Below are 25047 nucleotides of genomic sequence, written 5' to 3' on the forward strand. Positions count from 1 at the left end.
GTCCATTTCCAGCGTGCGTCCACCAGCCGTTTCGCTCCCCAGAAGGGGGTCGTCCGGTGGTGAATCCTGCCTTGCAACCCGCCCCGGCCGCTGCCACCGGCAGCGCAATCGCGATCGAGGCGGTTTCGCACCGCTTCGATCTGGAAGGCGCCCCATTGCCGGTGCTGGACAATGTCTCGGTCGCGGTCGAGCCAACCCAACCAGCATCAGGAAAGAGCGTGCAGACATGGCTCTTTCCGATCTGCTGCCCCAAGCTGCGCTACCGCGAAGCCGGTACTGCAATTCTCACCAATGACAAGCATCCCTGCAATGATCGAAATTCAGAGCGGAAGAAGACTCACACTGCAGACCACACCACCCAAGATACTTCCAACGATGAACAGGCCCGTCACCTTGGCCACGACGGGCAGCTCTGACCGTCGCATCAGCGCCAGGCCGATCGCCATCGGCATCCCCAGCACGCTGGTTGCAACGAACAGGAACAAGGTCAGGCAAAGCCCGCCCCACTGTTCCTCACCGGCACTTCGGGCCAATACCCGCGGCATCTCGCCGCCTGACCTGACCCGCCAGCAAGGCTTCGTTGTCCCTGGTCAGACAGGTCACGCCACGTTGGTATTTGGCGGCATATTCGGTCTCGATGGCCGCCAACGCCGCAGCGCGGGTTTCGGCATGAGAGATCTCGCGCAGATCGGCGGTGACAGCGGGCTGCATGGACTTGGGGAAGCAATTGAGCACATTCGCCTCGTGTGAACACCGTGCTGGCCGGCGCTCGGGACGAACGTGACGCCGGCTTTCCGAGCTCTTGCAGACGGGCGCGAGTCGTCGCCGCTGCGGGCATCGACCGCCAGGGGGCCGCCGGTCTGGCAGATGATCATGGATCCCGGACGAACACCCCGGGCGCCTCAAGCGCAGCTATGAAATCGGACCGGACCTGTTCGGCGTCTGCTGACCCGCCTTCCAAATCCAGGCACGCCTCGGCGGCTCTCTGATACGCTGGATCATCGGGATCGCAATACATCATCAGGGCTGTGCCGATCCCGCGCGCGTCGGTCACGGTTCGAAATTTGCCGGCATGCTCTTCGTAGGTGACGGGGCGGATTGTGATCCGTGGCATGGCCTGATCCTCCTGCACCGCAACGACAACGCCCCGCCTCCGGTTCGTCGGGGGCGGGGCTTTTTGCGTTTGCACGGCGCCGGCCTTGGCCCCGCGCTGCGCTCGCATGTGCTCTAGGATGTTCCAATTGCGCTCAGGTGAAAGGTGTGCCAGTAATGCCATCCACGAAACCCCGCGAACGATCGATCCCTGCGCCATTGCGCCGACAGCAGCGTCAGCGGCTCAAGCTCGACGTTGCGGTCGGTGCGGCACAGCGACCCCTGGGGCTGGCGCAGGGCAAGGCCGTCGGCCAGGAACACCATATCGAACAGCCCGTGTTCGGCCTTGCGGGCGATGCGGGCGAAATGCTCGATCCGCATGGCGCCGTCCGCCGGCACGTCGGGGTGGCGCCAGCCGCCCGCGTGATAGCCAAGCTGGCGCATGGACAGGCCAAGTTTGATCTGACGTCTGGACATTCTTGTCTCCAGCACGACCACGCTGACGATGGCGGCGATCAGTAGGGCCGCAATGCGGGTACGCAGAGAGCTCATTTCCGTCCATCGTCCACACTGACGGGTCACCGCCAGCGGACTGACGCCCCGTCCATGCCATCGCCACCCGATTGAGGCAGACGCCGGCCCCGCGATGGTGAATGTGCCGTAGCCTCGGCCCGCAAAGCAATGGCGCCGATGGCTCGGGCGACGCATCGCTGCCTGGTGCCGATCGAGGCCTTCAGCGAGCCCGGACCAGATCGCAAGCCGGTCTGGTTCGAGCCGGTTGATGGGGCGCCCATGATGTTCGCCGGCATCGAGACGCGGGGCTGGACCAGCATCCGAAAGGTTAAGGACGGAGAGACCGACGACGACCTCTATGCCTTCCTGACCAGTGCGCCGAATGCCGAGGTGGCATCGGTCCACCCGAAGGCGATGCCGGTGATGCTGATGGAGCCGACGACTGGGCCCTGGATGGACGGCTCGACGCGCGCGAGATCAGATGGGGCGCTGCGCCGGGTTCGTCGTGGCGCTGGTGGACGACGGGCCGGCCGGTCGCCGTGGCCAGGATCAGGGGCGACAGCCAGTAAACGTATCGAACTGCAGACAGCCCTTGGTTCGGGGCGTAGCGCAGCCTGGTCAGCCTGGTAGCGACGGTTTTGGGTACCGTAGGCCGGAGGTTCGAATCCTCTCGCCCCGACCAGTCTCAGCTTCGCCCTTTGCCGAGCCTTGCGGGCAAGGTGATGGCCATGCCGAGCGTGTGACTCCTTGTCCGATTGTCCCTGTCACTCCAAGGTCTTGTCCGAGGTGTCCGCCTTGCCCGCGGTCCAGTATCCGGCGGCCTTGAGCCAGTGGCGCGGGTGGTTGCGCGCGGTCAGGAAATGGTCGCGGATGTGGCGCGCGACGCCGGCCTCGGCGGCGATCCAGACAAAGCCCCGGCCTTCGGGCAGGTCCAGCCCGGCTACGGCAGAGGCCACGGCCTGCGGATCGGCGGGATCGGCGCGGTGGCACCAATGCGCGACATGGTTCGCAAGGGTCTGCCAGTGCTGCTCCTCTGCCGGGCCGCTAACCAGGCCAAGCGTGGTGACGGCGGCGCCCTGGGCCATGCCCTCGACCCAGCGGCCCATCGCGGGCAGGGCGGTTTCATCGCCGATCAGCAGCCACCAGTCAAACACCGGCGCGATCACCGTCGAGCCGCGCGGGCCCGCGACCGTCAGCCGGTCGCCCGGTACCGCATCGACGGCCCATTGCGTCGCTGGTCCCGCCTCATGCACGGCATAGTCGATGGTCACGCCCGGCCTGGGCGTCGAAGGCGAGCGGGTGATTCAACTGGTTCCACCGCGCGAAGTGCAGCTTGTAGTCCTGCGGGTTGGAAATCGGCCAGATGTCGCGGAAGGACCAGCGGATCATCTGCGGCGGCCACGGGTCTTGTCCCGCACGACAAGAGCGCGGCGGCGAATGTCGAAGCGGTGGCGGGTGGTGATCTGTTCCATCGTGACGGAAATTCCTTGTTCGGTGTCGTTTCGCCGGGGCGGGGCAATCTCCCGGATCGCCCGGGCGGTGGTTTGCAGCAGGTCTGCGATGGCCGAGAGGCGGGCGGGATCCTCGGGTCCGGCCAGGACGGCGGCCAGCGCGGATTTCAGCGCCTGCATTCCCGCCCGAACCGGATCGCCCGTCGGAACGGTCCAGTCGCGGACCAGGATCGCCCCGATTGCGGGGCGGTTGGCGGCCAGGAAGGCGCGGCCCTCGGGGGTGATGGCATAGCACTTGCGCCCGCCTTGGGGCTGCACCGTGACCAGGCCCAGGTCCTCGAGCCAGGAGAGATTGGGATAGATCGCGCCGGGGCTGGGGATGTAATGGCCGCCCGTGCGCTCCTCAATCGCCTTGATCAGCTCATAGCCGTGGCTGGGGCGATCCGCGATGATCGCCAGCAGGAACAGGCGCAGCTCTCCGTAATCCAGGGGGCTGCGCCCGCGGCGGCCAAGGCGGCGTTCGGCATGGTCGGGCTGTTTCATGCCGCCCGTATAATCCCGATATATCGAAAATCAAGATATATCTGGATGCGTCTCTGGATCAGGCGGCGCTGCGGTCGCGCACGGCGCGCAGCTTGTCCAGCCGCAGCCGGGCGATGGCGTGCTCCGGCTTCAGCGCCAGGACCGCGCGATAATGCTCCTCGGCGCCTGGGGGGTCATGCAGCGCAAGGCGCTGGCGCGCCATCAGCAGGTGGTAGCCGATCGGATTCGCCCTGCGTGTCGGGGCGGCCAACGCCTCGGCCAAGGCAGGGCGGTTCCGGCGCAGGGCGGTCGCCGCCAGTTCCAGGCGATAGGTCGGAACCGTCTTGCGCCGGGCCAGCAGGAGGCGGCGCAGAGCCTCTGTCTCGGCCTGCACCAGCAGATCGAAGGCAGCGCGGGCGGGAAGCGACCCGGCAAGGCAGGCCGCCGTGCCATGCGCCGCATGGGGCAGGGCGATCACCCCAGCCCCGGGGCGCCCGCGATCAGGCCGGCCTGGAAGCGGTCGAAGCGAAAGCGCGGGTCGTAAAGCAGCGCGGCGCGTTCGGGCAGGTGTTCGGGGCGCACGCGCATGTCCCGGTGCAGGGCCGGATCGAAGAAGCGCACATAGCGCCGGTCGTGCTCCCCCGTCTCGCGCGGGTCGATGGTGATCTGCGGGCTGCAGGCCAGCACATGGTCTGCCCCCAGGAAGCGGCCCCAGCGCAGCGCCCCGTAGCCGCCCATCGAGGCGCCATAGGCGATGGTGCCCCCGCGCGCGAGCGTCCGGCACTGGTCGGCGATCCGGGCGATGTCCAGGCGGGGATACCAGCAGGGATGCTTGGGCACCACGCCCAGCAAGGTAAAGCCGTTCCGTTCGCACAGCCGGCGCGCGAAGGCGCTCCGGCCATTGGCGCGGGCATGCATGATGTCGAAGGTCAGCAGCGTCAGGGGCGCGGCGCCCGGCAGGTAGAGCAGTTGCAGATGGTCGCCGTCAAACAGCAGCCTGGGCTGCGGCGGCGCCTGCCGCAGATGGGCCGGCGCGGCACCGCGGTCCTGCATCGCCCCCGTCATGCCGCGCGGTGGCCGGGCAGGGCGGCCTGTCCGGCAGTGCGGGCGTAGCTGTTCACGAACTCGGCGATCTTGAAATAGCCGGTGCGGGTGTAATGGTCGCTGTCCACGAACTCCTCGGGGGCAAGCAGGCGGTCCACGTCGATGAAATGGCTGTTCGGCGTCGCGGCGCAAAAATCGCGGCACATGGCGTTGTAGGACAGGCGGATGTCGCGGGTGCGCTCGGCCTGCTCGCCATGGTCGCTGACGGCCGAAAGGATGAACAGCGGCGAGTCGGCGCGGCGCAGCCCGTCCACCCGTTCCAGGCACAGCCGGGTCAGGTCCAGCCGCTCGTCAAGGGTCAGGCGGCGGTGATACATCTCCTTGGCGAAGCGCGCGGCAAGCTCGGGATCCTTCATCAGCTTCTTGAAGCGGCGCGGCGGGATCGTGGCCCAGTATTCGCCGCCCCACGCCTTGCCGCCATAGGTGAAGAACAGGTCCGACGGCACCGAGAAATAGAGCGAAAGCAGGATCAGGTCCGATTCCCGGACCGAGCGGTCGAAGGCCAGCATGTCTTCGTAGCTTTGGCCGACCAGATGGCGCAGGGCATAGGAGTGCTTCAGGGACTTGTCGCGCGGGTTCAGGATGAAGCCCACGTCGTCGTGGCGCACCAGCATGCCCTGATCGTCGGGCTTGTTCACGAACTCGTCGCGGTTGGTGCCGCAATAGAAGCTGACCTGCAAAAGGTCGCAACCCCCGACCAGGCACAGGCGCCGTTCCTCGAGCTGGTTGGCGCCGGATTCGAAATCGGTGACCTCGGTGATCCAGTCGATCTCGCCATGGTCGGTCAGCTTGCTGGCGACCGGGCCCACCACATCGAATTCGGGTCGGTTCAGGTGCTGCCAGACCCATTGCTCGACCCCCATGTTGAGGGTGCGGCACGAGAACGCAAAGTGATGGACGGTGGTGCCGGAAAACTTGGTCCGCACGCAGAAAAAGCCCACGACGCCATAATCGCCATAGCGGTCCTGCACCTCGACCAGCCCCGCGTGCATCCCCGAGACGGCCAGCAGTTCATCGAGCGCCTTGCGCTCCTCGGGCGTGTTGGCGCGCACCTTGGTGAAGTTCAGCTGGTTGGTGCGGTTCAGGATTTCCAGCACCCGGTCCATGTGGTTTTCCACATCGGTGATGATCCTGATCTTGATCTGGGACTGGCGCAGAAAGTCGGCATTCGTCAGGCCCGAATTCTCGCGTTCGTCCTTTTTCTGTTCCATCACCTTGTACTGGGCCAGCCGCGAATGGCTGCGGTCGTCCTTGCCCTGAAGCTGGGGCAGGTCCAGAAGCGCGGGCAGGTCGGCGCGCGAGGCATCGACCGTCATCAGCCCGGGGCTGAAGAACAGCGATTCTTCCAGGTTCAGGTGGTTGTCGTCCAGAAACAGCACGTTTTCGGCGCGCAGGCCCATCTCGTCGATCATCTGGGTAATGGCCTGCCCCTTGGGCGACCAGGCGATATGGGGAAAGACGAACAGGTCCCAGATACCCAGCGACTCGACGGCGGCACGCGCCTGGGCGAAGTCGTTCTTCGAGCAGTCGAGCACATGATGCCTGGTCGACCAGGGTGGGACATCGAGGTGGTTTGCCTGGATGCCTTCCTCAAGAACTCCTACTGGTCGGGCCAGTGGGTCATCCTCATGCGGTCGCCTGATCACCAGCAAGACCTGCGCCTTGACGGTTTCGAAGTGCTGTTCTGCCATGGTCGCCTCTGCCCCTTGCCGCGTGGTCGTTTCCCGCGTTCTTGGCACGCATTGGTTAATCAAACGCTAACGCCAGACGGCCGCCGCGATTTTTCCACGCCCCGCCGCGCCTGCGGCCGCCGTTCGGCCCTTGCCCTTTTTCCATGCGCCCCATAGAAGGCCCCCCTGAAATCCTGAGAGGCTGGGGGGTGGGAATGCCGCTTCTGGTGATGAAATTCGGCGGCACTTCGGTGGCCGACCTGGACCGCATCAAGAACGCCGCCTTGAAGGTCAAGCGCGAGGTCGAGCGGGGCTATGATGTCATCGTCATCGTCAGCGCCATGTCGGGCAAGACCAACGAGCTGGTCGGCTGGGTCGAGGCGACCTCGCCCCTGTTCGACGCGCGCGAATACGACGCCGTCGTCGCCTCGGGCGAGAACGTGACCGCCGGGCTGATGGCGCTGACGTTGCAGGAAATGGACGTGCCGGCGCGGTCCTGGCAGGGCTGGAGGTGCCGATCACCACCACCGCGCAGCACAGCTCGCCCGCTTCGTCGACATCGCGCGCAAGATCATCGACCAGAAGTTCGCCGAAGGCATGAAGGTCGCCGTGGTCGCCGGCTTCCAGGGCCTGTCGCCCGAGGGCCGCATCACCACGCTGGGCCGGGGCGGTTCGGACACCACCGCCGTCGCCTTTGCCGCCGCCTTCGGCGCCGAGCGCTGCGACATCTATACCGATGTGGACGGGGTCTATACCACCGACCCGCGCATCACCTCGAAGGCCCGCAAGCTTGACAAGATCGCCTTCGAGGAAATGCTGGAACTGGCGAGCCTGGGGGCCAAGGTCCTGCAGACCCGTTCGGTCGAACTGGCGATGCGCTACAAGGTTCGCCTGCGGGTGCTGAGTTCCTTCGAGGATACCGACGAGACCAGCGGCACCCTGGTCTGCGATGAGGATGAAATCATGGAATCGAAAGTCGTCAACGGCGTCGCCTATTCCCGCGAGGAAGCCAAGATCACCCTGGTCACGGTCGAGGACAAGCCCGGCATCTCGGCCGCGATCTTCGCGCCGCTGGCCGAGGCCGGCGTGAACGTCGACATGATCGTGCAGAACATCTCGGAAAAGGACTACGAGGATCATCCGGGATCGGTCACCGACATGACCTTCTCCTGCCCGGTGAACCAGGTCGCCCGGGCCAAGAAGGCGATGGAAGAGGCCAAGGCCGCCGGCCATATCGCCTATGACGACCTGGTCGTGGACCCCGAGGTCGCCAAGGTCTCGGTCGTGGGCATCGGCATGCGCAGCCACGCCGGCGTCGCCGCCCGCATGTTCAAGGCGCTGGCCGATGAAAACATCAACATCAAGGTGATCTCCACCAGCGAGATCAAGATTTCGGTGCTGATCGACCGCAAATATATGGAACTGGCCGTGCAGGCGCTGCATGATGCCTTCGAATTGGAACAGGCCTGAGCAAGGGTTCCGGGCCGAAGGCGGAGGGTGCGTGGCCGAACGCAAGGACAGTGATTCACGCAAGTTGCTGCGGCGCCTGCGCGAAACTCTGGCGGCTCCGGGGGGCGGCCAGGACAGGCTTGACCAGATCACCCATCACATCGCGGATTCGATGGGCACGCAGGTCTGCTCGATCTATCTGTTCCGTGACGCCGACACGCTTGAACTGTGCGCGACCGAGGGGCTGAACCCCGAATCCGTGCACAAGACCCGCCTGCGCCTGGGCGAGGGGCTGGTCGGCCGCGTCGCCCGCACCGGCCGCCATGTGAACACGGCGAATGCCCCGGCCGAGCCCGGCTTTCGCTATATGCCCGAGACGGGCGAGGAAATCTTTTCCAGCTTCCTGGGCGTTCCGATCCAGCGCGTCGGCGAAAAGCTGGGCGTGCTGGTCGTGCAGTCCCGCGACGCGCGCCAGTTTTCCGAGGACGAGGTTTACGGCCTCGACGTGGTGGCCATGGTGCTGGCCGAGATGGCCGAACTGGGCGCGTTCCTGGGCACGCAATCCGACAGCCTGCCGCCGGCGCACCGCTTCCCGACCATGTTCCGGGGCGCCACCGGGCAGGAAGGCGTGGCCGAGGGGAGGGTCTGGCTGCACGAGCCGCGCGTGGTGGTGACGAACCCGGTCGCCGACGATCCGCAAAAGGAAAAGGCCCGGCTGGGCGAGGCCGTCGCCATGCTGCGCACCACGGTTGATTCCATGCTGGCCGAGGCCGACATGGGCAAGGGCGACAGCGCCGAGGTCATGGAGACCTATCGCATGTTCGCCCATTCGCGCAGCTGGATGCGCCGGATGGAGGAAACCATCGACCTGGGCCTTTCGGCCGAGGCGGCGGTCGAAAAGGAACAAAGCCAGGCCCGCGCCCGGCTGGAAAGCGCGGCCGATCCCTATCTGCGCGACCGGCTGCACGACCTGGACGACCTGTCGAACCGGCTGTTGCGCATCCTGACCGGGCAGGGCCGCGACACCGGCGCGGAGATGCCCGACGATCCGATCCTGATCGCCCGCAACATCGGCCCGGCCGAACTGCTGGACTATGGCCGCAAGCTGCGCGGCGTGGTGCTGGAGGAGCGCTCGGTCGGCGCCTGCCGCCATCGTCGCCCGTGCGCTGGCCATCCCCCTGGTCATTCACGCCGAACGCATCACCACCGAGGCGCTGAACGGCGATCCGATCCTGGTCGACGGCGACATGGGCATCGTCCACCTGCGCCCCGAGGAATCGGTCGCCAAGGCGTTTCGTGACAAGATGGCCATGCAGGCCGAGGCGCAAAGCCGCTATGCCGGCCTGCGTGACCTGCCCGCCACCTCGACCTGCGGCACCACGATCCAGCTTTACATGAATGCCGGGCTGATGGCGGACCTGCCCAGCCTGGAAAGCTCGGGCGCCGAGGGCGTCGGCCTGTTCCGCACCGAATTGCAGTTCCTGACCCGCACCCGCGTCCCGCGCCGGGGCGAGCTTGCGGCGCTTTATGCGCATGTGCTGGACAACGCCCATGGCAAGCCGGTGATGTTCCGCACGCTCGACATCGGGTCGGACAAGGTGCTGCCCTATATGAAGCCGCAGGACGAGCCGAACCCGGCGATGGGCTGGCGCGCGATCCGGGTCGGGCTGGACAAGCGCGGCGTGCTGCGGATGCAGTTGCAGGCGCTGATCCGGGCGGCGGTCGGGCGGCCGCTTTACGTCATGTTCCCCTTTGTCACCGAGATGAACGAGTTCGAGGAAGCGCATCGCCTGCTGATGGAGCAGATCGCCCGCGAACGGCGCCTGGGCCATGCCATGCCCACGGATGTGCGGGTAGGGGCGATGCTGGAAACTCCGTCGCTGGCCATCGCCCGGCGCAAGTTCTTCGAGCTTGCCGACCTCAAGGGCACGGTCGGGGGCAACGACCCATGCAGTTCTTCTTTGCCGCCGACCGGGAAAACGAACGGGTGCGGCGGCGCTATGACGCGCTCAACACCTCGTTCATCTGCCTGCTGGAGCAGATCCTGCAGCGCTGCAACGAGGCGCGGGTGCCGGTCAGCTTCTGCGGCGAGGATGCGGGCCGCCCGATCGAGGCGGTGACCTTTGCCGCGCTGGGGTTCCGGCGGCTGTCCATGCGCCCGGCCTCGATCGGGCCGGTCAAGCATCTGATCCGCCGCACCGACCTGTCGGAACTCAAGGCAGCCATCGACGCGGCCCGCGCGGCGGGCGAGACGAACCTGCGGCGCACCGTCACGGACTGGCTGGCGCGGAACTGATCCCTGACATTCTGAGTGGCGGCTGACCCGTTCGGGCGCCCAATGCTGGCATCATGGCTGGCGGAGCGCCTGCGGGCGGGTCGCATCCGGGTGGCATCAGGCTGACTGACGATGCGGACCGGCTGGCCGGGCTGCTGGCTGGCGAAGGGCTGGCGTGCTGTCCTGAACCCGCTATAGGCGATTCGCCCGACGGCTGCAAGAAAAACCTTTCATATCAAATAATTGATAGAAACAATCGGGAACCTGGCATCGGCCGCAATCGCTTTGCACGCCGGGGCGGCTTGCGTTAGCCTTTGGAAAGGCGCGGAAAAGGGGTGGCCGATGGACATGATGGCACGGGCGACGCAGATCGTGGGGGCGGCCATGGTGGCCTTGCGGCGACGCAACGCGCCGCGCGAGCCGGCCATCGGGACCGCGCCGCAGATCCCCGGCGCCCGCGAACAGGGCATCATGACGCTCAAGATGCCGACGGCGCGCGGCTGGGCCGAGGGCGAGGTGCCCCAGGCGGCCGAGGGCCTGCGTGTTCACGCCTTCGCCCGCGACCTGCGCCATCCGCGCTGGGTCGAGGTGTTGCCGAACGGCGATGTGCTCGTCGCCGAATCCCAGCAAGAGGAAGACCCTCCGCGTTCCCTGCTGGACCGCGCCGCGCAAGCCACGATGCGCCGCGCGGGCGCCCTGGGCAAAAGCGCGAACCGGGTCAGCCTGCTGCGCGACGCCGACGGCGATGGCGTGGCCGAAGTCCGCGAAACCTTTGTCGAGGGGCAGCGCCAGCCCTTTGGCATGGCGCTGGTGGGCGAGCGCTTTTTCATGGGCAATACCGACGCGCTGCTGGAGTTCCGCTATCAGACCGGCGCCACCCGGCTGGAGGGCGAGGGGCGGCTGCTTGCCCGGTTCAAGCCCGGCGGCCACTGGACGCGCAGCCTGCTGCTGTCCCCCGACAAGCGGCAGCTTTACGTGGGCGTCGGTTCGTTGAGCAACATCGCCGATTTCGGCATGGAGGTTGAGGAGGGTCGCGCCGCCATCTGGCAGGTCGATCTGGAGGGCGGCCAAGCGCGCATCTTCGCCTCGGGCCTGCGCAATCCGGTTGGCATGGCGTGGGAGCCCGAGACCGGGCGCTGTGGGCCGTGGTGAACGAGCGCGACGAGATCGGCCCCGAGACGCCGCCCGATTACCTGACCTCGGTCCGCGAGGGCGGGTTCTACGGCTGGCCATTCTGCTATTGGGGCCAGACCATCGACGACCGTGTGCCGCAAGACCCGGCCGAGGTCGCGCGCGCGAGCCGGCCGGACTATGCCCTTGGCGGGCATCCGCGTCGCTGGGGCTGAGCTGGGTGCCCGAGGGGATCGCAGCGCGGGCTTTCGCGTGGGCATGGCCATCGGCCAGCACGGCAGCTGGAACCGATCGATCCTGAGCGGCTACAAGCTGATCTTCGTGCCGTTCCGGGACGGTCGCCCCTCGGGTCCGCCGCGCGACATCCTGTGGGGCTTCCTGTCGGAGGATGAGCGCTATTCCCGCGGTCGCCCGGTCGGGGTCGCCCTGGGGCCGGATGGGCGGTCCCTGCTGATGGCGGACGATGTGGGGAACGTGGTCTGGCGTGTGACCGGCGCGTGACATGAGCCGTGGAAACGGCAACGGCGGCCCGGGATCAGGGCCGCCGCGCATATATCGAAAGGATCAGAAGTTTAGGGTGAAATGGTCGCCCATGTCGGGCTTGGCGCCGGTCAGGTTCGCCTTGGCCACCTCATAGAGGAAGCCCAACCCGCCGGTGGTGGTCCAGACCTCGGCGCTTTGGACGCGGAACTTCAGCAGGCGCACGTCGGGGTCGCGTTCGCCCTTCTCGAACCAGGACGAGGCGACGGCGTTCCAGATCTCGTCCAGCTTCTCGCGGTCGGTGGACAGTTCCAGCACGCCCTCGATCCGGGCCCAGAGCTTGCCCGAAGCGTCGCCCACCACATGCATGGCCTCGACCGGGCCGGCGCTGGCCTGGGCCACAAGGTCGGTGCCCTCGGCCGTGATGAACCACAGCGCGGCGGCGTCCGGATCGGCGTAATGGGACATGGGAACGAACTTCAGCTTGTCCGCCGTGCCAAGCATTCCGGCATTGATGTCGTCCAAACGTTTCCAGAAGGTGTCTTTTTCGGTGGACATGGGTCTCTCCGCTGTTTCAACACGCAAACACCGCGAGCCGGCGTTGGTTCGTTTATATTGATAAATGTTAATCTCGAAACGGAGCCGAGCGATGGCCTTTCCCCAGCTTGATGCCCTGCGTGCCATGGGCGATCCGCAGAAGGCCGCCGAGATGGCCACCTATCACAAGGTGCCGCGCCCCTATCTGGGGGTAGCGGTTCCGGCCATCGACGGTCTGGTGCGCGGCTGGCGCGAGGAGCTGGACGTGCCGGGCCGGGTGGCGCTGGCAGCGGCGCTGTGGGACAGCGACGTGCACGAGGCGCGCGTGGCCGCCGCCAAGCTGCTGGTGCAGGCCCGGATCCGCCCCGACGACGCGGCCTGGCGCCTGATCGCGGGCTGGGTGCCGCAGTTCGACGGCTGGGCGGTGGCCGACCACGCGATGAAGGCGGGCGAACGCCGCCTGCTGGCCGATCCCCGCAGGCTGGACGAGGTCGAGGCCTGGCTGGAGCATCCGAACCTGTGGACCCGCCGTGCGGCGCTGGTCGGAACGCTGCCCTGGACCCACGTGCGCAACCCCAAGCCCGACGACCTGGCGCAGCGCGAGCGCATCCTGTCCTGGCTGGTGCGGCTGGCGCCGGACCGGGAAACCTTCATCCAGAAAGCCATCGGATGGTGGCTGCGCGAACTCTCCAAGCACGACCCGCAGCGGGTGCGCGACTGGCTTGCCGATCACGGCGCCACGCTGAAGCCCCTGGCGCGGCGCGAGGCGGCGCGCTGGCTGCCCGAGAACCGGAGCCGTCGGGGCGAGGCGGGGCAGGGCGGTCAGCCCTGATAAACCTCGAGGCTGGGCAGGTCCGTCAGGCTGATCCCCAGCAGTTGAAGCGCGGGCAGCGAGACCTGGCTGCCCCCGCTCGCCGGACCGCCCAGCGGGATCAGCCGCACCTTGGCCGACTTGCCATTCGCCGGGTTGACGATGCGCCCGTCGGATTCGGCGCGCACCAGCGGGGTCTTGATCCAGAACCCCGGCTGCGAGGGATCGCCCAGCGAGGCGATGGTCGTGCCGAGCAGCCGCCCGGAGGTGGCGGGGGCGGCCGCCTGGGCCCGTTCGGTCGCCGTGGTCGTGTTCAGCGCCGCCGCGCTGTGCGAGACCGGCACCCCGATGGTCGAGGCCGAGGTGCTTTTGCCCGGGGTGCGCGGCGCCGTGCCCTGCAGCACGGGTCCGGGAATCACCGGCTGGCCCGTGGCCGGGTCGATCATGCTCTCCATCACCGGCGCCTGCCGGTCGGTCTGGCGCGTCCCGGCGTTCTGCGTGCAGGCGGCCAGCATGGCCAGACCCAGCAGCCCAAGGATGCGCAAAGCCAAGGTCGTCATCCGGGAACCCCCCATCCTGTCATCTCCCGGATGCTAGCCTTGGGCCACGGGCCAAGTCCACCGCTACCCGCGTTTCTGGTTGATGGACTGTCAACGCTCGGCCGGCTTGTGCCGACGGCGCCTCACACCTATCTTTGCGGCATGGAAGCGCGCGCCCCCCTTGTCGATCCCTTCGCCCGGCCGATCAGCTATCTGCGGGTTTCGGTCACCGATCGCTGCGATTTCCGCTGCACCTATTGCATGGCCGAGCACATGCAGTTCCTGCCCAAGAAGGACCTGCTGACGCTTGAGGAACTGGACCGGCTGTGTTCGGCCTTCGTGTCCCTGGGCGTGCGCAAGCTGCGCGTCACCGGGGGCGAGCCGCTGGTGCGCCGCAACATCATGGAATTCTTTCGCGCCATGTCGCGTCACCTCGGCGCCGGGCTCGACGAACTGACGCTGACCACCAACGGCAGCCAACTGGCCCGGTTCGCGGATGAACTGGCCGATTGCGGGGTGCGCCGGGTCAATGTCTCGCTGGACACGCTGGACGCGGATCGCTTTACCGCCGTAACGCGCTGGGGCCGTCTGGCGCAGGTGCTGGAGGGGATCGAGGCGGCCACCCGCGCCGGAATGCGCGTCAAGATAAATACCGTGGCGTTGAAGGGCTTCAACGAGGACGAGCTTTTCCCGCTGCTCGACTGGTGCGCGGACCAGGGCCACGACCTGACCTTCATCGAGGTCATGCCCATGGGTGAGATGGGCGAGGAGGCGCGGCTGGACCAGTATTGGGCGCTGTCCGACCTGCGCGCCCGCATCGCCACTCGCTACAGCGTCACGCCGCTGGCCGAGCGCACCGGCGGTCCCGCCCGCTATGTCCGGCTAGAGGAAACCGGGCAGAAGGTCGGCTTCATCACGCCGCTGACGCATAATTTCTGCGAAAGCTGCAACCGTGTCCGCCTGACCTGCACCGGCGAGCTGTTCATGTGCCTGGGGCAGGAGGACCGCGCCGACCTGCGCGCGCCCCTGCGCGACAGCGCCGACGACGCCCCCCTGCGCGCCGCCATCCGCGAGGCGATCAGCCGCAAGCCCAAGGGGCACGACTTCGACTATTCCCGCCAGCACGTCGCAGGCACCGTCAGCCGGTTCATGAGCCATACCGGCGGCTAGAAGCGGCTCGGCGCGGCATCGGCCGGAAATGTTCCCCTGATGTTCTGTTAACGGTTGCCATTTCCGCGATCATGCCTATGTGATGCGCTTGGCGGAATCAGGACGGCACGATGGAACAGAAGTTCATCGAGGTTCGCGGCGCGCGCGAGCACAATCTGAAGAACGTGGACATGGACATTCCGCGCGACAGCCTGGTGGTCATCACCGGCCTGTCGGGCTCGGGCAAGTCCAGCCTCGCCTTCGACACGATCTATGCCGAAGGGCAGCGGCGCTATGTCGAAAGCCTGTCGGCCTATGCCCGGCAGTTCCTTGACATGATGGGCAAGCCGGACGTGGACCATATCACCGGCCTGTCGCCGGCGATCTCCATCGAGCAGAAGACCACCTCGAAGAACCCGCGCTCGACCGTCGGCACGGTGACCGAGATCTACGACTATCTGCGGCTGCTGTTCGCCCGCGCCGGCACGCCCTATTCGCCGGCGACCGGCCTGCCCATCGAGGCGCAGCAGGTGCAGGACATGGTCGACCGGGTGATGGAACTGCGCGAGGGCACGCGCGCCTATCTGCTGGCGCCCATCGTCCGCGACCGCAAGGGCGAATACAAGAAAGAGTTCCTTGAACTGCGCAAGCAGGGTTTCCAGCGCGTCAAGGTGAATGGCGAATTCTATGAACTGGACGAGCCGCCGACGCTCGACAAGAAGTTCCGCCACAATATCGACGTGGTGGTGGACCGCATCGTCGTGCGCGAGGGGATGGAGACGCGGCTGGCCGACAGTTTCCGCACCGCGCTGGACCTGGCCGACGGCATCGCCCACCTGGAGACCGCAGGGGGTGAGGGGGAGCCCGAGCGCATTACCTTCTCCGAGAATTTTGCTTGTCCGGTCAGCGGCTTCACCATCCCGGAAATCGAGCCGCGGCTGTTTTCCTTCAACGCGCCCTTCGGGGCCTGCCCGGTCTGCGACGGCCTTGGGGCAGAGCTGTTCTTTGACGAACGCCTGATCGTGCCCGACCAGGGCCTGTCCATCGCGCAAGGCGCACTGGCGCCCTGGGCCAAGTCCAAGTCGGCCTATCTGACCCAGACCATCAACGCGCTGGCCAAGCATTACGCATTCGACCGCAAGATCCCGTGGAAGGACCTGCCCGAGGAGGTCCGCCGGATGTTCCTGCACGGCTCGGGGCGCGAGGAGATCCCGTTTCGCTTCGACGACGCCGGCCGGGTCTATGAGGTCACGCGCAGCTTCGAGGGCGTAATCCCGAACATGGAGCGCCGGCTGCGCGAAAGCGACAGCGCCTGGGTTCGCGAGGAATTCGAGAAGTACCAGAACAACCGCCCCTGCGGCGCTTGCCACGGCTACCGGCTGAAGCCCGAGGCGCTGGCGGTCAAGATCGCGGGCAGCCATATCGGGAATGTCACCGAACTGTCCATCCGCGAGGCCCTGGCCTGGGTCGAGGCCGCGCCAGGCCACCTGACCAAGCAGAAGAACGAGATCGCCGCCGCCATCCTCAAGGAAATCCGCGAACGGTTGGGGTTCCTGGTGAACGTGGGCCTGGACTACCTGACGCTCAGCCGCGCCGCCGGCACGCTGTCAGGGGGTGAAAGCCAGCGCATCCGCCTGGCCAGCCAGATCGGCAGCGGCCTGACGGGTGTGCTCTATGTGTTGGACGAGCCCTCGATCGGGCTGCACCAGCGCGACAACGACCGCTTGCTTGATACGCTGAAGGGCCTGCGCGACCAGGGCAACTCGGTGATCGTGGTCGAACATGACGAGGACGCGATCCGTCACGCCGACTATGTCTTTGACATGGGGCCCGGGGCAGGGGTGCACGGCGGCGCGGTGGTGGCCAAGGGCACGCCGGCCGAGATCGCCGCCAATCCCGACAGCCTGACCGGGCAGTATCTTTCGGGCGCGCGCGAAATCGCCGTGCCCGAGGAACGGCGCGCCGGCAACGGCAAGGCGATCAAGGTGGTCGGGGCTACCGGCAACAACCTCAAGAACGTCACGGCCGAGTTTCCGCTGGGCAAGTTCGTCTGCGTCACCGGCGTTTCGGGCGGCGGCAAGTCGACGCTGACCATCGAGACCCTGTTCAAGACCGCCAGCCTGCGCCTGAACGGTGCCCGCCAGACCCCGGCGCCTTGCGAGACGATCAAGGGGCTGGAATTGCTCGACAAGGTCATCGACATCGACCAGCGGCCCATCGGGCGCACGCCGCGATCAAACCCCGCGACCTATACCGGCGCCTATACCCACATCCGCGACTGGTATGCCGGCCTGCCCGAGTCGAAGGCGCGCGGCTACAAGCCCGGGCGCTTCAGCTTCAACGTCAAGGGCGGCCGCTGCGAGGCCTGCCAGGGCGACGGCGTCATCAAGATCGAGATGCATTTCCTGCCCGACGTCTATGTCACCTGCGAGACCTGCAAGGGCAAGCGCTACAACCGCGAGACGCTTGAGGTGCAGTTCAAGGGCAAGTCCATCGCCGACGTGCTGGACATGACCGTCGAGGATGCGCAGGAGTTCTTCAAGGCGGTGCCCTCGATCCGCGACAAGATGGACGCGCTGGTCGAGGTGGGTCTGGGCTATATCAAGGTCGGCCAGCAGGCGACCACGCTGTCGGGTGGCGAGGCGCAGCGTGTGAAGCTGTCCAAGGAGCTCAGCCGCCGCGCAACAGGCAAGACGCTCTACATCCTCGACGAGCCGACGACGGGTCTGCATTTCGAGGATGTGCGCAAGCTTCTGGAGGTGCTGCACAGTCTGGTCGACCAGGGCAACACCGTGGTGGTGATCGAACATAACCTGGACGTTATCAAGACCGCCGACTGGATCATCGACATCGGCCCCGAAGGGGGTGACGGCGGCGGCCGCATCGTCGCATCGGGCACGCCCGAGGATGTGGCCGAGGTTCCCGAAAGCCATACCGGCCGCTATCTGGGCCCGATGTTGCAGGCCGCGCGCCGGCGCGCTGCGGCGGAATGACGTCCGCCATGGGGCTCTGGCCTCGGGCCGAGGGGGCCGGGATGGCGCTCGGGGGCATGGCGGTCGAGGGGTGCGCGTCGCCCGGCTGGCCGGGTGGGGTGGGTGCAGGGGCTGCTGGCGCCGGAACTGGCGATGGCAGGCCGCCTGCTGGGGAAAAGGGTCGGGGATGTCGTCCAGAACCTGGCCCATCTTTATGCCGCACCCTTCTTGTTGATGGTGCTGGGCGTGGCCGGCGGCAATGTCGGCTGGATCGCTGCGGCGGGCCTGTGGCTTGCCCATGTCGGGGCCGAGCGGGCGATCGGCTGGCGGCCCGGACTGCCGCCCTGGCCTCGCGGCGCCCGTTCGGAGGCGCGTCCCTGAAGCGGGCGATGCCGCCGCGTCGCTGGTTTTTTCGTTTTCTTGATGCTTGCCGTGCGGCTTATATACAATGATAGGCAAAGCCGCGCCTACCGTTGACCCTGCCTGCGGGCGGGGATAAACGGGCGGCAGCCAAACCCATCGCGGGGCGCCAACCGGGTTCCTGCGAGTCGAAGGGAGCCCAACTCCAGTGGAATACCTGCTGCAAGAATATCTGCCGATCCTGGTCTTTCTGGGAATGGCCTCGGCCTTGGCGATCGTGCTGATTCTGGCTGCGCTCGTCATCGCCATCCGCAATCCCGACCCGGAAAAGGTCAGCGCCTACGAATGCGGGTTCAACGCCTTCGACGATGCGCGGATGAAGTTCGACGTGCGATTCTATCTGGTGTCGATCCTGTTCATCATCTTCGACCTCGAGGTCGCGTTCCTGTTCCCCTGGGCGGTGGCCTTTGCAGGCCTGTCCGAGGTCGCCTTCTGGTCGATGATGGTCTTCCTGGGCGTCCTGACGGTGGGCTTTGCCTATGAATGGAAGAAGGGGGCGCTGGAATGGGCGTGATGACCGGAGCGAATACCGCCGGTGCCGACCGTGAATTCGCCACGGCCGAACTGAACCGCGAGCTGCAGGACAAGGGCTTCCTGCTGACCACGACCGAGGACATCATCAACTGGGCCCGCAACGGCTCGCTGCACTGGATGACCTTCGGCCTGGCCTGCTGCGCGGGCCAGGATGAAGCAGGCCTCGATGCCGCGCTTGGCGCTGTAGTCGGCACCGCGCCGCGCGCCAGCCCGCGCCGTCGGACCTGATGATCGTCGCGGGCGCGCTGGCCAAGATGCGCCGGCGCTGCGCAAGGTCTATGACCAGATGCCCGAGCCGCGCTATGTCATCAGCATGGGCAGCTGCGCCAATGGCGGCGGCTATTACCATTACTCCTATTCTGTGGTGCGGGGTTGCGACCGCGTCGTGCCGGTCGACATCTATGTGCCCGGCTGCCCCCCGACCGCCGAGGCACTGCTTTACGGCATCCTGCAACTTCAGCGCCGCATCCGGCGCACCGGCACGCTGGTGAGGTAAGGCCATGTCCGACGAAACCCTTCTGGAGCTGGCCGAGCATATCGCGATGCGCCGCGGCAACGACGTCGTGGAAACCAAGGTCGCCTTCGGCGAACTGACGGTGACGGCCACGCTGTCCTCGGTCGTGGGGCTGATCGAGTTCCTGCGCGGCGACGCGAGCTGCCGCTTTTCGACCCTGATCGACATCACCGCGGTCGATTATCCGAACCGGCCGGCGCGGTTCGATATCGTCTATCATCTGCTGTCGATGCACCAGAACCAGCGCATCCGGATCAAGGCCCACGTCCGCGAGGACGAGATCGTGCCGTCGCTGACCGGCGTCTTTCCCGGCGCGAACTGGTACGAGCGCGAGGTTTTCGACATGTTCGGGATCCTGTTCTCGGGGCACCCGGACCTGCGGCGCATCCTGACCGACTACGGGTTCCGCGGCTATCCCCTGCGCAAGGACTTTCCGACCACCGGCTATGTCGAGGTGCGCTGGAACGACGTCGAAAAGCGCGTGATCTATGAGCCGGTGAACCTGGTGCAGGAATATCGTCAGTTCGACTTCCTGTCCCCGTGGGAGGGCGTGCGCTATGTCCTGCCGGGCGACGAGAAGGCGGCGGAGGCCAAGAAGTGACCGCAGCAACGCAGCACGGCAGCGCGCCACGCAACGGATTTGGGGGCTGATATGGACGGCGACATCCGCAAGAACAGCTATGACGACGGCTCGGTCGACGCCCTGACGGGTGAGCAGAGCATCCGGAACTTCAACATCAACTTCGGGCCCCAGCACCCGGCCGCCCACGGTGTGCTGCGCATGGTGCTGGAGTTGGACGGCGAGATCGTCGAACGCGCGGACCCCCATATCGGCCTGCTGCATCGCGGCACCGAGAAGCTGATGGAAAGCCGCACCTATCTGCAGAACCTGCCGTATTTCGACCGGCTGGATTACGTGGCGCCGATGAACCAGGAGCATGCCTGGTGCTTGGCAATCGAGCGGCTGACCGGCACCGTGGTGCCGCGCCGCGCCAGCCTGATCCGGGTGCTGTATTCGGAGATCGGCCGCATCCTGAACCACCTGATGGGCCTGACGACCGGCGCCATGGACATCGGCGCGCTGACCCCGCCGCTGTGGGGCTTCGAGGCGCGCGAGCAGTTGATGGTGTTCTATGAGCGGGCTTCCGGCGCGCGCCTGCACGCGGCCTATTTCCGGCCCGGCGGGGTTCACCAGGATTTGTCCCCGGACCTGCTGGACGACATCGAGGAGTGGTGCGAGCAGTTCCCGAGGCTGGTTGACGACCTCAACACGCTTTTGACCGAAAACCGGATCGTCAAGCAGCGCCTGGTCGATATCGGCATCGTCTCGCCCGAAGACTGCCTGAACTGGGGCTATACCGGGGTCATGGTGCGCGGGTCAGGCCTGGCCTGGGATCTGCGGCGCAGCCAGCCCTATGAATGCTATGACGAATTCGACTTCCAGATCCCGGTCGGCAAGAACGGCGACTGCTATGACCGCTATCTGATCCGCATGCAGGAAATGCGGGAATCGACCAGGATCATGAAGCAGGCCGTCCAGAAGCTGCGGGCCGAGCCCGCCGGCGACGTGCTGGCGCGCGGCAAGCTGACGCCGCCGCGCCGTGGCGACATGAAGCGCGACATGGAAAGCCTGATCCATCACTTCAAGCTTTACACCGAGGGCTTCCACGTCCCCACCGGCGAGGTCTATGCCGCCGTCGAGGCGCCCAAGGGCGAGTTCGGCGTCTATCTGGTCGCCGACGGCAGCAACAAGCCTTGGCGCGCCAAGCTGCGCGCGCCTGGCTTTGCGCATCTGCAATCCATCGACTGGATGTCCAAGGGTCACATGCTGGCCGACGTTCCGGCGATCATCGCCACCCTTGATATCGTTTTCGGAGAGGTTGACCGCTGATGCTGCGCCGTCTTGCCCCCATCCAGCCCGACTCGTTCGCGTTCACGCCCGCCAACCTGGAATGGGCGCGCGCCCAGATGACCAAGTTCCCGGAAGGCCGCCAGCAATCCGCGATCATCCCGCTGTTGTGGCGCGCCCAGGAACAGGAAGGCTGGCTGAGCCGGCCGGCCATCGAATATTGTGCCGAACTGCTGGGCATGGCCTATATCCGGGCGCTCGAGGTCGCGACCTTCTATTTCATGTTCCAGCTGCAGCCCGTCGGCAGCGTGGCCCATATCCAGATCTGCGGCACCACGACCTGCATGATCTGCGGGGCCGAGGAGCTGATGCAGGTCTGCAAGGAAAAGATCGCCCCGCATGCGTTTGAGTTGTCCGCCGACGGCCGGTTCAGCTGGGAAGAGGTCGAATGCCTGGGCGCCTGCACCAACGCGCCCATGGCCCAGATCGGCAAGGACTTCTACGAGGATCTGACCGCCGACAAGCTGGCCCGGCTGATCGACAGCCTGGCTGTCGGCGAGGTTCCGGTGCCGGGGCCGCAGAACGGCCGCTTCTCGTCCGAGCCGCTGGGCGGGCCGGTCGCGCTGGCCCATCTGAAGGGCACGGACGAACAGTACAACGCCAGCGTGGCGCGCGCCGTGCGGCTGAACGACACGATCAAGCGGATCGACGGCACCGAGGTTCCGGTCACCACGCCCTGGCGCTGGAAGGCCGAGACCGTGGCGGCCGATGATGGTATGAACGGTTAGGCGGTCGCCTGGGGGGTCGGGAAAGATGGAACGGTCGGTGTGCAACAGGAACTGCTGGATCTCGGGCGCGATCGTCGGGGTGCTGGTTCTGCTGTTCGCCTCGGGGATCGGTGATCTCGCCTGGGGCGGGGGGCTGTTCCTGGGCGTGGTGGCGGGCGGGCTGTTCGGCGCGCTGATGGTCTGGCTGGTCTGCAACGAACGTCCCGAACTGGCGGACGCCGGCAATCCGGGCGCCGGGCTGACGCGCACCGACTGGGAGCGCTCGGTCGCCGACCACCAGCCCGATGCCCTGCTGGTGTCCTCGACCGGCCCCGAGGGCGTGACCTCGACCGCGCAGATGCCCATCGTCGCCGGCGCCATGCCGCGCGGGCCCGCTCCGGCCGAACGCGACGAGACCCCTTGATGCCGCGTGCGGCAGGGAATAACCCGCCCCCTGCGGTGGATGCGGGCCAGATGCGGCTGGTGGGCGCGGTGATTGCCGCCACCATGGTCGCCTGGCTTGGAGTGCAATGGCTGGGGGCCCATCTGGGCTGGCCCGCGAAATACGCCTTTCTCGCCGATCTTCTGGCGATTGGGGCCTTGATCTGGTCGCTGACGGTGACCTGGCGGATCTGGCGGCGGCGCAAGGCGTCTTCGCAGGGACAAGGATAGACGACGATGCTGAACGATCAGGACCGGATCTTCACCAACCTTTACGGCATGGGCGACCGCAGCCTGGCCGGCGCGAAAAAGCGCGGCCATTGGGACGGCACCGCCGGGATCATCCAGCGCGGCCGCGATGCGATCATCAACGAGATGAAGGCCTCGGGCCTGCGCGGCCGGGGCGGCGCGGGCTTTCCGACCGGCATGAAATGGTCCTTCATGCCCAAGGAATCCGACGGCCGCCCGTCCTACCTGGTCATCAACGCCGACGAATCCGAACCCGCGACCTGCAAGGACCGTCGAAATCATGCGCCACGCCCGCATACGCTGATCGAAGGCGCGCTGATCGCCAGCTTCGCCATGGGCGCGCATGCCGCCTATATCTATATCCGCGGCGAGTTCATTCGCGAACGCGAGGCGCTGCAGGCCGCCATCGACGAATGCTATGACGACGGGCTTCTGGGCGGGAACGCCTGCGGCTCGGGCTGGGATTTCGACCTTTATCTGCACCACGGCGCCGGCGCCTATATCTGCGGCGAGGAAACCGCGCTGCTGGAAAGCCTGGAAGGCAAGAAAGGCATGCCGCGCATGAAGCCGCCGTTCCCGGCCGGGGCGGGGCTTTACGGCTGCCCGACCACGGTGAACAACGTCGAATCCGTCGCGGTCGTGCCGACGATCCTGCGGCGCGGCGCCGAGTGGTTCGCGGGCTTCGGCCGCCCGAACAACGCCGGCGTCAAGCTGTTCGGCCTGACCGGCCACGTCAACACGCCCTGCGTGGTCGAAGAAGCCATGTCGATCCCCATGCGCGAGCTGATTGAAAAGCACGGAGGCGGCATCCGCGGCGGCTGGAAGAACCTAAAGGCGGTGATCCCTGGCGGCGCCTCCTGCCCGGTGCTGACGGCGGAGCAGTGCGAAAACGCCATCATGGACTATGACGGGATGCGCGAGCTGCGCTCCTCCTTCGGCACCGCCTGCATGATCGTGATGGACCAGCAGACCGACGTGGTGAAGGCGATCTGGCGGCTGTCGAAGTTCTTCAAGCACGAAAGCTGCGGCCAGTGCACGCCCTGCCGCGAGGGCACCGGCTGGATGATGCGGGTGATGGAGCGCCTGGTGCGCGGCGATGCCGAGGTCGAGGAAATCGACATGCTGTTCGATGTGACCAAGCAGGTCGAAGGCCACACCATCTGGTGCCAGCAGGCCGAGCGTGACCGCGGAGAGCGCGGCGGGCTGACGAGTGCGGAGAAGGACCGGATCAAGGAACTGGAACGCGAGGTGCGGGAGCTTCGCACCGCCAATGAGATCCTGAAGAAGGCCAGCGCATATTTCGCGGCGGATCGGTCCCCTGCGAATGATCGTTTCCGCATGGGCGGGTCACGGCTGGTTCAGCAGCAGGTAAACAAGCGGGCCGGCGCCCCCATGTTGTGGCAGAATGCCATGATACGGAGGTTTTTGCCATGAAGACACTTCTGCCCCTCGCGCTGATCGGCGCGGTGCTGGCCAGCCCGGCCGCCGCGCTGGAACCGCTCAGCCAGGAAAAATACATCAACGACCGGCTGATCGCGGCGCGCATCGCCGACCGCATCCGCCGGACCTGCCCGACCATCGACGGCCGCATCCTTTATGCCTATGGCGAGGCGCGGAAGCTGAAATCCTATGCCCAGAAGAAGGGCTATTCCAACGCTCAGATCGACGCCTTCCTGGACAACCGCCAGGAAAAGGATCGCATCTATGCCGTGGCCGAGGACTATCTGAAGCGCAAGGGCGCGCGCGCCGACGATCCGCAAAGCTTCTGCGCCGTCGGGCGCCAGGAAATTGCGAACAGATCCGTCATCGGCAGCCTGTTGGTGGCGAAATGAAAAAGTGGATGAACCGCATCGGGCTTGCGCTGATGGCCGCCTCGGCCGCCGCGATGATCGCCGCCGACGCCTTCGCGGGCGAGGCGTCGGACCCGTTCGCGCCGACCGCGCAAAAGTTCTACCTGCAATTCTCGATCTTTACGCCAGGCGATCTGGAATGCGACGCGACCGGGCAGGGGGTTCGCACCAAGCGCAGCCGCGGCATGACCAGGGCGCCGCTTTTGCGCATCACCGGCGCCGCGTCCCAGGCGCATATCGAATGCTGGCGCCCCGATGGCACGCGCTATACCACCGACGTGAACCGGCGCGTGCGCTATGGCGCCGCCGCCCCGGTCCGGGCGACGGTGATGTTCGTTCCCGAGGGCGACGCGATGAGCATCATGCTGGCGCCGAGGGAATCGGACCGCCTGGATTCCACGATCCTGCCCCGCGCCTTTGTCCGGGTGCGGCCATGACGGTGTGGGGCATGGGCATCGCAGCCAGACTGAAAAACCGGCCAGCCTTCGGCCAGCATTTGCATCTTGCCCGACCCGGCGGAGATCGTTCCGACCGGGCGTGCAGGGAATAAGGAGACAAGTTGACGGATCTTCGCATGCTCGATCGACGGGGTGGCTGGGTTCAGATGGGGATTCGGCTTGCGCCTCACTTCCCGTCCTGAACGTTATGAGGTGCCGCGCTTCGAGCTAAGGGCTCTGTCCTATCTCTCCCACTCCGTATGCGCCTGGCCCTTGGCAGGCCTGCCATTC

Annotated in this window: 24 protein-coding genes, 1 tRNA gene and 7 pseudogenes; 21 read left to right on the top strand and 11 right to left on the bottom strand. The window is 66.5% G+C overall.

Features of this window, described 5'->3' with window-relative positions:
• Positions 1-56: 56 nt before the first annotated feature.
• On the top strand, positions 57-416 hold the full coding sequence (locus tag DPM13_RS19860) for a hypothetical protein (protein ID WP_145963381.1): 360 nt from the start codon (positions 57-59) through the stop codon (positions 414-416).
• Between the two features lie 148 nt (positions 417-564).
• Here the strand turns inward: DPM13_RS19860 and DPM13_RS23625 are convergent.
• The 3 genes and pseudogenes from DPM13_RS23625 to DPM13_RS23630 form a co-directional block, all read right to left on the bottom strand.
• Positions 565-741 (bottom strand): annotated as a pseudogene (locus DPM13_RS23625) (IS256 family transposase); the annotation flags it as partial.
• A 130-nt stretch (positions 742-871) separates the two neighbouring features.
• Positions 872-1114, bottom strand: a complete 243-nt coding sequence (locus DPM13_RS21105; RefSeq protein ID WP_189654694.1) for a DUF982 domain-containing protein — start codon at positions 1112-1114, stop codon at positions 872-874.
• A 113-nt stretch (positions 1115-1227) separates the two neighbouring features.
• On the bottom strand, positions 1228-1644 hold the full coding sequence (locus DPM13_RS23630) for a hypothetical protein (RefSeq protein WP_223252038.1): 417 nt from the start codon (positions 1642-1644) through the stop codon (positions 1228-1230).
• Between the two features lie 165 nt (positions 1645-1809).
• On the opposite strand from DPM13_RS23630, the gene DPM13_RS14075 reads away from it, so the two are divergent.
• Together DPM13_RS14075 and DPM13_RS14080 are read left to right on the top strand one after the other, a co-directional pair.
• Entirely contained in the window at positions 1810-2235 is a 426-nt protein-coding gene (locus tag DPM13_RS14075) for an SOS response-associated peptidase family protein (protein ID WP_262983137.1), read from the top strand.
• Positions 2204-2287: transfer RNA gene (locus tag DPM13_RS14080), tRNA-Pro, on the top strand. Before DPM13_RS14075 ends, DPM13_RS14080 begins: the two co-directional genes overlap by 32 nt.
• A gap of 82 nt (positions 2288-2369) precedes the next feature.
• Here the strand turns inward: DPM13_RS14080 and DPM13_RS14085 are convergent.
• The 6 genes from DPM13_RS14085 to DPM13_RS14105 are packed head-to-tail and all read right to left on the bottom strand — an operon-like array spanning position 2370 to position 6373.
• Positions 2370-2876: a siderophore-interacting protein gene (locus DPM13_RS14085; RefSeq protein ID WP_223252040.1), complete on the bottom strand. Its 507-nt coding sequence runs from the start codon at positions 2874-2876 to the stop codon at positions 2370-2372.
• A complete protein-coding gene (locus tag DPM13_RS23635) occupies positions 2851-2994 on the bottom strand; it encodes a hypothetical protein (RefSeq protein WP_223252041.1) in 144 nt (47 codons plus the stop codon). The genes DPM13_RS14085 and DPM13_RS23635 overlap by 26 nt, the downstream gene beginning before the upstream one ends.
• Positions 2991-3599 (bottom strand): PadR family transcriptional regulator, encoded by a 609-nt coding sequence (locus DPM13_RS23640; protein WP_223252042.1) that lies wholly within the window; start codon positions 3597-3599, stop codon positions 2991-2993. Before DPM13_RS23640 ends, DPM13_RS23635 begins: the two co-directional genes overlap by 4 nt.
• A 58-nt stretch (positions 3600-3657) precedes the next feature.
• Positions 3658-4056: a hypothetical protein gene (locus tag DPM13_RS14095; protein WP_112888243.1), complete on the bottom strand. Its 399-nt coding sequence runs from the start codon at positions 4054-4056 to the stop codon at positions 3658-3660.
• Positions 4053-4631, bottom strand: coding sequence for a hypothetical protein (locus tag DPM13_RS14100; RefSeq protein WP_112888244.1), 579 nt, complete (start codon positions 4629-4631; stop codon positions 4053-4055). Before DPM13_RS14100 ends, DPM13_RS14095 begins: the two co-directional genes overlap by 4 nt.
• Positions 4632-4639: 8 nt before the next feature.
• The gene (locus tag DPM13_RS14105) at positions 4640-6373 is read right to left on the bottom strand and encodes a hypothetical protein (RefSeq protein ID WP_145963382.1); all 1734 of its coding nucleotides are present in this window, start codon (positions 6371-6373) and stop codon (positions 4640-4642) included.
• Between the two features lie 194 nt (positions 6374-6567).
• On the opposite strand from DPM13_RS14105, the pseudogene DPM13_RS14110 reads away from it, so the two are divergent.
• The 3 pseudogenes from DPM13_RS14110 (at position 6568) to DPM13_RS14120 (ending at position 11708) form a co-directional block, all read left to right on the top strand.
• A pseudogene (locus tag DPM13_RS14110) lies at positions 6568-7822 on the top strand (aspartate kinase).
• Positions 7823-7853: 31 nt separating this feature from the next.
• Positions 7854-10097: pseudogene (locus tag DPM13_RS14115) on the top strand (putative PEP-binding protein).
• A gap of 321 nt (positions 10098-10418) precedes the next feature.
• Positions 10419-11708 (top strand): annotated as a pseudogene (locus DPM13_RS14120) (PQQ-dependent sugar dehydrogenase).
• A 63-nt stretch (positions 11709-11771) separates the two neighbouring features.
• Here the strand turns inward: DPM13_RS14120 and DPM13_RS14125 are convergent.
• Positions 11772-12245: a pyridoxamine 5'-phosphate oxidase family protein gene (locus tag DPM13_RS14125; protein ID WP_028718214.1), complete on the bottom strand. Its 474-nt coding sequence runs from the start codon at positions 12243-12245 to the stop codon at positions 11772-11774.
• A gap of 91 nt (positions 12246-12336) precedes the next feature.
• Between DPM13_RS14125 and DPM13_RS14130 the strand changes: the two genes are divergently transcribed.
• The gene (locus DPM13_RS14130) at positions 12337-13056 is read left to right on the top strand and encodes a DNA alkylation repair protein (protein ID WP_112888246.1); all 720 of its coding nucleotides are present in this window, start codon (positions 12337-12339) and stop codon (positions 13054-13056) included.
• On the opposite strand, the gene DPM13_RS14135 is transcribed toward DPM13_RS14130, so the two are convergent.
• Positions 13047-13595 (bottom strand): hypothetical protein, encoded by a 549-nt coding sequence (locus tag DPM13_RS14135; RefSeq protein ID WP_028718213.1) that lies wholly within the window; start codon positions 13593-13595, stop codon positions 13047-13049. The two genes, DPM13_RS14130 and DPM13_RS14135, sit on opposite strands and share 10 nt — an antisense overlap.
• Positions 13596-13736: 141 nt before the next feature.
• Here DPM13_RS14135 and moaA point away from each other — a divergent pair, with 141 nt between their 5' ends.
• From moaA to DPM13_RS14205, 14 genes and pseudogenes are all read left to right on the top strand, one after another.
• Positions 13737-14744 carry a GTP 3',8-cyclase MoaA gene (gene moaA / locus DPM13_RS14140; RefSeq protein ID WP_099649100.1) on the top strand — a complete coding sequence of 336 codons (1008 nt, stop codon included), beginning with the start codon at positions 13737-13739 and terminating at the stop codon, positions 14742-14744.
• Between the two features lie 110 nt (positions 14745-14854).
• On the top strand, positions 14855-17716 hold the full coding sequence (uvrA, locus tag DPM13_RS14145; protein ID WP_112888247.1) for an excinuclease ABC subunit UvrA: 2862 nt from the start codon (positions 14855-14857) through the stop codon (positions 17714-17716).
• Between the two features lie 102 nt (positions 17717-17818).
• Entirely contained in the window at positions 17819-18076 is a 258-nt protein-coding gene (locus DPM13_RS14150; protein ID WP_145963383.1) for a DUF4260 family protein, read from the top strand.
• Positions 18077-18263: 187 nt separating this feature from the next.
• Positions 18264-18629, top strand: a complete 366-nt coding sequence (locus DPM13_RS14155) for an NADH-quinone oxidoreductase subunit A (protein WP_028718209.1) — start codon at positions 18264-18266, stop codon at positions 18627-18629.
• Positions 18620-19145: pseudogene (locus DPM13_RS14160) on the top strand (NuoB/complex I 20 kDa subunit family protein). The gene DPM13_RS14155 and the pseudogene DPM13_RS14160 overlap by 10 nt, the downstream one beginning before the upstream one ends.
• A 4-nt stretch (positions 19146-19149) precedes the next feature.
• Positions 19150-19764, top strand: coding sequence for an NADH-quinone oxidoreductase subunit C (locus DPM13_RS14165; protein ID WP_112888249.1), 615 nt, complete (start codon positions 19150-19152; stop codon positions 19762-19764).
• A gap of 51 nt (positions 19765-19815) precedes the next feature.
• On the top strand, positions 19816-21054 hold the full coding sequence (locus DPM13_RS14170; RefSeq protein ID WP_112888250.1) for an NADH-quinone oxidoreductase subunit D: 1239 nt from the start codon (positions 19816-19818) through the stop codon (positions 21052-21054).
• On the top strand, positions 21054-21800 hold the full coding sequence (gene nuoE, locus DPM13_RS14175; RefSeq protein ID WP_080622081.1) for an NADH-quinone oxidoreductase subunit NuoE: 747 nt from the start codon (positions 21054-21056) through the stop codon (positions 21798-21800). The genes DPM13_RS14170 and nuoE overlap by 1 nt, the downstream gene beginning before the upstream one ends.
• A gap of 37 nt (positions 21801-21837) precedes the next feature.
• Entirely contained in the window at positions 21838-22203 is a 366-nt protein-coding gene (locus DPM13_RS14180) for a hypothetical protein (RefSeq protein ID WP_189654695.1), read from the top strand.
• On the top strand, positions 22203-22451 hold the full coding sequence (locus DPM13_RS14185) for a DUF5337 domain-containing protein (protein ID WP_112888251.1): 249 nt from the start codon (positions 22203-22205) through the stop codon (positions 22449-22451). Before DPM13_RS14180 ends, DPM13_RS14185 begins: the two co-directional genes overlap by 1 nt.
• Positions 22452-22457: 6 nt before the next feature.
• Positions 22458-23630, top strand: a pseudogene (nuoF, locus tag DPM13_RS14190) (NADH-quinone oxidoreductase subunit NuoF); the annotation flags it as partial.
• Positions 23631-23771, top strand: a pseudogene (locus tag DPM13_RS25235) (IS3 family transposase); the annotation flags it as partial.
• A gap of 128 nt (positions 23772-23899) precedes the next feature.
• Positions 23900-24301: a DUF5333 domain-containing protein gene (locus tag DPM13_RS14200; protein WP_028718203.1), complete on the top strand. Its 402-nt coding sequence runs from the start codon at positions 23900-23902 to the stop codon at positions 24299-24301.
• Positions 24302-24309: 8 nt separating this feature from the next.
• On the top strand, positions 24310-24756 hold the full coding sequence (locus DPM13_RS14205) for a hypothetical protein (protein WP_112888781.1): 447 nt from the start codon (positions 24310-24312) through the stop codon (positions 24754-24756).
• The last annotated feature ends 291 nt before the right edge of the window (positions 24757-25047 follow it).

It is taken from the genome of Paracoccus mutanolyticus (assembly GCF_003285265.1).
In the GTDB taxonomy this organism is placed as follows: Bacteria; Pseudomonadota; Alphaproteobacteria; order Rhodobacterales; family Rhodobacteraceae; genus Paracoccus; species Paracoccus yeei.